A 6,672-nucleotide genomic window follows, 5' to 3' on the forward strand; every position below is an offset into this window, starting at 1 on the left:
GGGTGCCGCTCGCTCAACTGCCTGAGAGTTCGCCCAGCTCACTAGTCCTCCTCGGTGAACCCTGCTTACAATGGCGACTGAATCGTCTCGCGAGTCCTCACCTGATGTCCATGCTGCGCCTTTACACCCGCGTCCTCGAGCTGCTCGGCAAGGAGGCGCGGCTGGGCTGGATTCTTGCCGTCGCCAATCTGCTGCTGGCCGGCGCGCAATTCGCCGAGCCGGTGCTGTTCGGCAAGATCGTCGACGTGCTCTCCGGAAAGCCGCAGACCGGGCCGCTGGCCGCGAACTCGGCCTGGTCGCTGCTGGCGGCCTGGGTCGTGTTCGGGCTCTTCACCATCGCTTGCAGCGCCGCCGTCGCGCTCCATGCCGACAAGCTGGCGCACCGCCAGCGCCAGGCGGTGCTGACGGATTATTTCGAGCACATCATGCAACTGCCGCTGACCTTCCACACCGGCACCCATTCCGGCCGGTTGATGAAGGTGATGCTGAACGGCACCGACGCGCTGTGGCGGCTCTGGGTCGCATTCTTCCGCGAGCATTTTGCGGCGATCCTGTCGCTGGTCGTGCTGCTGCCGCTCGCGCTCTACATCAACTGGCGGCTGGCGATCCTGCTGTTCGCGCTGTGCGTGGTGTTTACGGTGCTGACCACGCTCGTCGTACGCAAGACCTACGGCATGCAGACCGAGGTCGAGGCGCAGTACAGCGATCTTTCGGCGCGCGCGTCCGATGCGCTCGGCAATGTCGCACTGGTGCAGAGCTTCGTGCGGATCGATGCAGAGGTTCAGGGCATGCGCTTCGTCGCGGACAAGCTACTCGCCGCGCAGATGCCGGTGCTGGGCTGGTGGGCGCTGGTCACCGTCATCACCCGTGCTTCCACCACCATCACCGTGCTCGCGATCTTTACCATCGGCATCTACCTGCACGCACAGGGACAGACGACGGTGGGCGAGATCGTGATGTTCGTGAGTTTTGCGACCATGCTGATCCAGAAGCTCGAACAGGTGGTGAGCTTCATCAACAGCGTGTTCATGGAGGCGCCCCGCCTACAGGAGTTCTTCGACGTGCTGGACGCCGTGCCTGCGGTGCGCGACCGGCCCGGAGCGGTCGATACCGGACGGCTTTCCGGCCTCGTCGAATTCCACGACGTCTCGTTTTCCTATGACGGCAAACGGCCCGCGGTCGAAGACGTTTCATTCACCGCTCTGCCCGGACAGACCATCGCCCTGGTCGGCCCGACCGGCGCCGGCAAATCGACCGCGATCGCGCTGCTGCACCGCGCCTTCGATCCGCAGTCCGGCATCATCAAGATCGACGGCATGGACATTCGCGCGTTGAAGCTGACGGCGCTGCGGCGGAACATCGGCGTGGTGTTTCAGGAGGCACTGCTGTTCAACCGCTCGATCGCCGACAATCTGCGCGTCGGCAAGCCGGACGCGACCGACGAGGAAATGCGGATCGCCGCAAGCCGCGCGCAGGCGCTGGAATTCATCGAGCGCAGCGAGAAGAAATTCGAGACCCATGCCGGCGAGCGCGGCCGAATGCTATCCGGCGGCGAGCGGCAGCGCCTGTCGATCGCACGCGCACTGTTGAAAGACCCGCCGATCCTGATTCTCGACGAAGCGACCAGCGCACTCGACGCCGTCACCGAGGCCAAGGTCAATGCCGCGCTCGACGAGGTGATGAAGGGCCGCACCACCTTTGTGATCGCGCACCGGCTTTCGACCATTCGCAACGCGACCCGCATCCTGATGTTCGATAATGGGCAGGTGATCGAAAGTGGAACTTTCGATGAACTGGTGGCCATGGGCGGTCGCTTCGCGGAACTCGCCAAGGCCCAGTTCATGGTGCAGGAGAATGCTCGGGCCGGCATCAAGGTCAAATAGGCCGGCAAGCGTCTGCTACGGTTCAACTATCGCCGAAATTGCGCCTATTTCGTCCACGATTAAATCGCCGGGCCTCTGTTCTGGATCGCCAAGCCGGTATAGGTTTGCGACCTGCCGCAATGCGACGGCGCCGGACACGCTTGAAACCCGAACGATAGATCGAGAGGACCTCCTTTTCGAAGGCGGGTCTCAAAGGACCGGAACGGAAAAGTGCATTTTCTTCGCCCGTTGCTTCGCGCTTCCTCACTGAACCTGATTTTCCTGGCGACGGCGCTTGCCGTCATGACGCCGCGCGCCGTGCACGCCGAAGCGCTGCTGGTCGTCGAAGCCGATACCGGCAAGGTGCTGCAGGCCGAGAATGCCACCATGCCGTGGTATCCCGCTTCGGTGACCAAGATAATGACCGCCTACGTCACGCTGAGGGCGGTGAAGGAAGGCCGTCTCTCGCTCGATACATTATTGACGGTGTCGCCGGTTGCCGCCTCGCAATCGCCGTCCAAGATGGGTTTTCCTCCGGGCACCCAGGTCACTGTCGATAACGCGCTCAAGATGATGATGGTGAAGTCGGCCAATGACATGGCTGTGGTGCTAGCCGAAGGAGTCGGCGGATCGGTCGACGGTTTCTCGGCAATCATGAATCAGACCGCGTTAAGGCTCGGCATGACGCAGACGAGCTACGTCAATCCGAACGGCCTGCCGGCAGACGGACAGGTCACCTCGGCGCGCGATCTTGCGATGCTGGCGCGCGCCGTCATTCGCGACCTGCCGGAATACGAATACTTTATGCAAATCCCCTCGATCCGCTATGGCCGCCGGGTGACGCAAAATTTCAACAAGCTGATCGGCCGCTATCCTGGCGCCGATGGTTTCAAGACCGGCTTCATCTGCGCTTCCGGCTACAATCTGGTTGCGTCTGCGACGCGCAACGGCAAGCGGCTGATCGCCGTCGTGCTCGGCGCATCCTCAGGCCAGGCGCGGGCGGTTCGCGCCGCGCAATTGCTGGAGCGCGGCTTTGGCGGCAACGGGTTGGGCTGGCTGAAACCCGCGCTCGGTACCGTCGACAATCTGGTTCCGGTCGATGCGACGCCGCCGAACCTGCGCGACGAGATGTGCAATGGCAAGCGCAAGCGGCCGGCGACCGATGAGGACCCGGACATTGTCGCCAGCAACGGCAACACTTCGACTGGCGAGACCGCGGTGAACTTCTTCACGGCGGGGCTGCAGCACCACCCGGTCAAACCTGCGGATCTGCTGGCGGCCGCGGCAGAGCCGTCCGAGCCCGTTCCGGTCTATACCGGTCCAACCAAGACCGGCCCGGCATTGATCGCCGCCGTTGCGGCGGAGGCCGAAAAGCAGGCATCGGCAAAGCGCGGCAAGAAGTCGACGATTGCCGCGAAGAAGCCCGACGCCGCGGCAGCGCCCAAGGCTGAAGCCAACGCAACGCCGGCAGCCAAGCCTGCTGTCGTCCGGCATGCAAACGCCAAACCGGATGCTGCCGCCAAGCCGGCCGCCAAACCCGCAGCCGCCCAGCCCGCAGCCGCCAAGCCCGCGGCCGTCGGAGACAAGCTCGCGCCAAAACCGGCCAAGCCGAAGGCCGCTGCTAAACCCAAAGGCGAAAACAAGCCGGCTGGTTAACGGGCCGCGCAGCGGCGCAATTAGGCAGTTTTCCTGCCATTCGGCCGAACTATTCCAGATCGGCGAAATGGTCGATAGCGCGCAGCCGCTTGCCATCGGCGGCGGCATTCACAATACTGCCGAAAACAAGGCGTGCCCGGCCGAGAGACAGGGAAAACAACCAGAGGGGAAACACCATGGAGCGGATCTGGCTCAAGCAATATCCGGCCGGCGTGCCAGCCGATATCGACGTCACCCAGTACTCATCGCTGGTCGAACTGCTGGAGGAGAGCTTCAAGAAGTTCGCCGACCGCAAGGCGTTCATCTGCATGGACAAGTCGATCAGCTACCGCGACATGGACGAGATGTCAGCCGCGCTCGGCGCCTATCTGCAGAGCAAGGGCCTGCAAAAGGGCGCCCGCGTCGCGCTGATGATGCCGAATGTGCTGCAATATCCGGTCTCGACCGCCGCCGTGCTGCGCGCGGGATATGCCGTGGTGAATGTCAATCCGCTCTACACCCCGCGCGAACTCGAGCATCAGCTCAAGGATTCCGGCGCGGAAGCGATCATCGTTCTGGAGAATTTTGCCACGACCGTGCAGCAGGTGATCGCGAGGACTTCGGTCAAGCACGTGATCGTCGGTAGCATGGGCGACCTGCTCGGCTTCAAAGGCGTGATCGTCAACCTCGTCGTACGCAAGGTGAAGAAGATGGTGCCGGCCTGGTCGCTTCCAGGCTCCGTCTCGTTCAATGAGGCGCTCGCCGCCGGCCGCAGCATGAAGCTCAACAAGCCGCAGCTCACGCGTGATGACGTCGCCTTCCTGCAATATACCGGCGGCACCACCGGCGTTTCCAAGGGCGCGACGCTGCTGCACAAGAACATTCTCGCCAACGTGCTGCAGAACGATGCCTGGCTGCAGCCGGCGCTGAAGAAGCCGCCGCATGTCGACCAGCTCTTCATCGTCTGCGCGCTGCCGCTCTATCACATCTTCGCACTGACGGCGTGTTTCCTGATGGCGGTGCGGGCCGGCGGCGTCAACCTCCTGATCCCGAATCCGCGCGACATACCGGGCTTTATCAAGGAGCTGCAGAAGTACCAGGTCAACAGCTTCCCGGCGGTCAACACGCTCTACAATGCCCTGCTCAACGCACCCGGCTTCGACAAGGTCGACTTCTCCAAGCTGAAGACCTCCTTCGGCGGCGGCATGGCGACGCAAAAGGCCGTGGCCGAGAAATGGCTGAAGGTCACCGGCTGCGCGCTGTCGGAAGGCTATGGCCTGTCCGAGACCTCGCCGGTGCTGACCTGCAACCCCGCCGACACCGACCAGTTCTCCGGCTCGATCGGCATTCCCGTGCCGTCGACCTACATCTCGATCCGCGACGACGACGGCAAGGAGGTGCCGCTCGGCCAGCCCGGCGAGATCTGCGCCAAGGGACCGCAGGTGATGGCCGGCTACTGGAACCGGCCGGAAGAGACCGCGGCCGTGATGACGGCCGACGGCTTCTTCCGCACCGGCGACATCGGCGTCATGGACGACCGCGGCTACACCAAGATCGTCGATCGCAAGAAGGACATGATCCTGGTCTCGGGCTTCAACGTCTATCCGAACGAGATCGAGGAAGTGATTGCCGGGCATCCAGGCGTGCTCGAATGCGCTGTGATCGGCGTCGCCGATTCGAAATCGGGCGAGGCGGTGAAGGCTTTCATCGTCAAGAAGGACCAAAACCTCACGGCCGATGACGTCATCAAGCACTGCACCACGCAGCTCACCGCCTACAAGGTGCCCAAGCAGATCGAGTTCAGGACTGATTTGCCCAAGACCAATGTCGGCAAGATCCTGCGCCGCGAACTGCGCGACGAGAAGAAGGCCGCGGCGTAAGGCGCACGCGGACCTCTCGACATGACGGAGACTAATGTCGCGCCAGCCGACATTCTGGCCTTCTGGCGCGGCGCCGGCCCTGATCGCTGGTACACGCGCGACGACGCTTTCGATGCGGAGGTGCGCCGGCGCTTTCTCGGCCTTTGGCAGAGAGCGGCGGCCGGCGAATTATCGTCATGGGAAACGAGCGATGACGGCGCGCTGGCGCTTGTCATCGTGCTCGACCAGTTTCCCCGCAACATATTCCGCGGCGACATCAGGACCTATGCCAGCGACGCGCTGGCGCGCGACGTGGCGCACCGCGCTATCGATCGCGGCGTGGACGGGCGGATCGATCCAGCTTTGCGCGAATTCCTCTATCTGCCCTTCATGCATTCGGAGCACCTGGGCGACCAACTGCGCTGCATCGAGCTGTCACGCGCAGCCGGCCACACTGAAAGCCTGAAATGGGCCGAGCACCACGCGGATGTCATTCGGCGCTTCGGGCGCTTCCCTCACCGCAACCAAATCCTGGGGCGCGCTACTACGCCCGAGGAGCAGGCATTCCTCGATGAAGGTGGCTTTTCGCCGTGATGACGCAAGCGTGAACGGTCTCGACCGTTGCCGTTTCGAGCCTGACGAATATTGTGCCGGCTGCCTGCCCGGTCTAAGAAACACCCGCTCATTGAGGGAGAATTGACGATGACGATCCAAGTTGGCGACAAGCTGCCGGAAGCCAAATTTCGCGTGATGACGGCGGAAGGCCCGCAGGTCAAAACCACCGACGATATTTTCAAGGGCAAGAAGGTGGCGCTGTTCGCGGTGCCCGGCGCCTACACCGGCACCTGCCACAAGATGCACCTGCCGAGCATCTTCCTCAACGCCTACGCCATCAAGGACAAAGGCGTGGACACCATCGCCATCGTCTCCGTCAACGACGCCTTCGTCATGAACGCATGGAAGCGCGACACCGACCAGCGCGACGAGGCCGTATTCCTCGCCGACGGCAACGCCGACTTCACCAAGGCGATCGGCATGGAGCTCGACGCCTCCGGCAATGGTCTCGGCATCCGCTCCAAGCGGTATTCGATGCTGGTGGAAGACGGCGTGGTGAAGAAGCTGAACCTCGAGCCGGCGCCGGGCAAGGTCGAGGTGTCTGGCGGCGATACGCTGCTGGGGCAGTTGTGATCTGAGGCACTCTCGCCATGAATAACACTGTCATCGCCCGGCTTGCCGCCTCAGCCAAAGCTCCGGCGAGCCAGCAAGGGAAAGCCTCGGCGAAGCCTTAGGGCGTAGCCGGGACCGGGCGATCCAGT

Annotated in this window: 6 protein-coding genes; 5 read left to right on the forward strand and 1 reads right to left on the reverse strand. The window is 63.1% G+C overall.

The genetic code is table 11. The annotated features are described in order from the left end of the window. The first annotated feature begins 104 nt into the window (after window positions 1-104). Window positions 105-1,883 carry a glucan ABC transporter ATP-binding protein/ permease gene (locus tag IVA95_RS01125; RefSeq protein WP_247508820.1) on the forward strand — a complete coding sequence of 593 codons (1,779 nt, stop codon included), beginning with the start codon at window positions 105-107 and terminating at the stop codon, window positions 1,881-1,883. A 210-nt stretch (window positions 1,884-2,093) separates the two neighbouring features. Next, entirely contained in the window at window positions 2,094-3,518 is a 1,425-nt protein-coding gene (locus IVA95_RS01130; protein WP_247508821.1) for a D-alanyl-D-alanine carboxypeptidase family protein, read from the forward strand. 49 nt (window positions 3,519-3,567) lie between these two features. Here the strand turns inward: IVA95_RS01130 and IVA95_RS01135 are convergent, their stop codons facing one another. After that, a complete protein-coding gene (locus IVA95_RS01135) occupies window positions 3,568-3,714 on the reverse strand; it encodes a hypothetical protein (protein WP_247508822.1) in 147 nt (48 codons plus the stop codon). Here IVA95_RS01135 and IVA95_RS01140 point away from each other — a divergent pair. The 3 genes from IVA95_RS01140 to IVA95_RS01150 all read left to right on the forward strand — a co-directional run bounded on the left by IVA95_RS01140 (window position 3,695) and on the right by IVA95_RS01150 (window position 6,544). Continuing rightward, on the forward strand, window positions 3,695-5,377 hold the full coding sequence (locus tag IVA95_RS01140; protein ID WP_247508823.1) for a long-chain fatty acid--CoA ligase: 1,683 nt from the start codon (window positions 3,695-3,697) through the stop codon (window positions 5,375-5,377). The genes IVA95_RS01135 and IVA95_RS01140 overlap by 20 nt on opposite strands. Before the next feature lie 21 nt (window positions 5,378-5,398). After that, window positions 5,399-5,950 (forward strand): DUF924 family protein, encoded by a 552-nt coding sequence (locus tag IVA95_RS01145; RefSeq protein ID WP_247508824.1) that lies wholly within the window; start codon window positions 5,399-5,401, stop codon window positions 5,948-5,950. A 108-nt stretch (window positions 5,951-6,058) separates the two neighbouring features. Next, window positions 6,059-6,544, forward strand: a complete 486-nt coding sequence (locus IVA95_RS01150; RefSeq protein WP_213246504.1) for a peroxiredoxin — start codon at window positions 6,059-6,061, stop codon at window positions 6,542-6,544. Window positions 6,545-6,672: the final 128 nt, after the last annotated feature.

The organism is Bradyrhizobium sp. 157 (assembly GCF_023073815.1).
GTDB lineage: Bacteria > Pseudomonadota > Alphaproteobacteria > Rhizobiales > Xanthobacteraceae > Bradyrhizobium.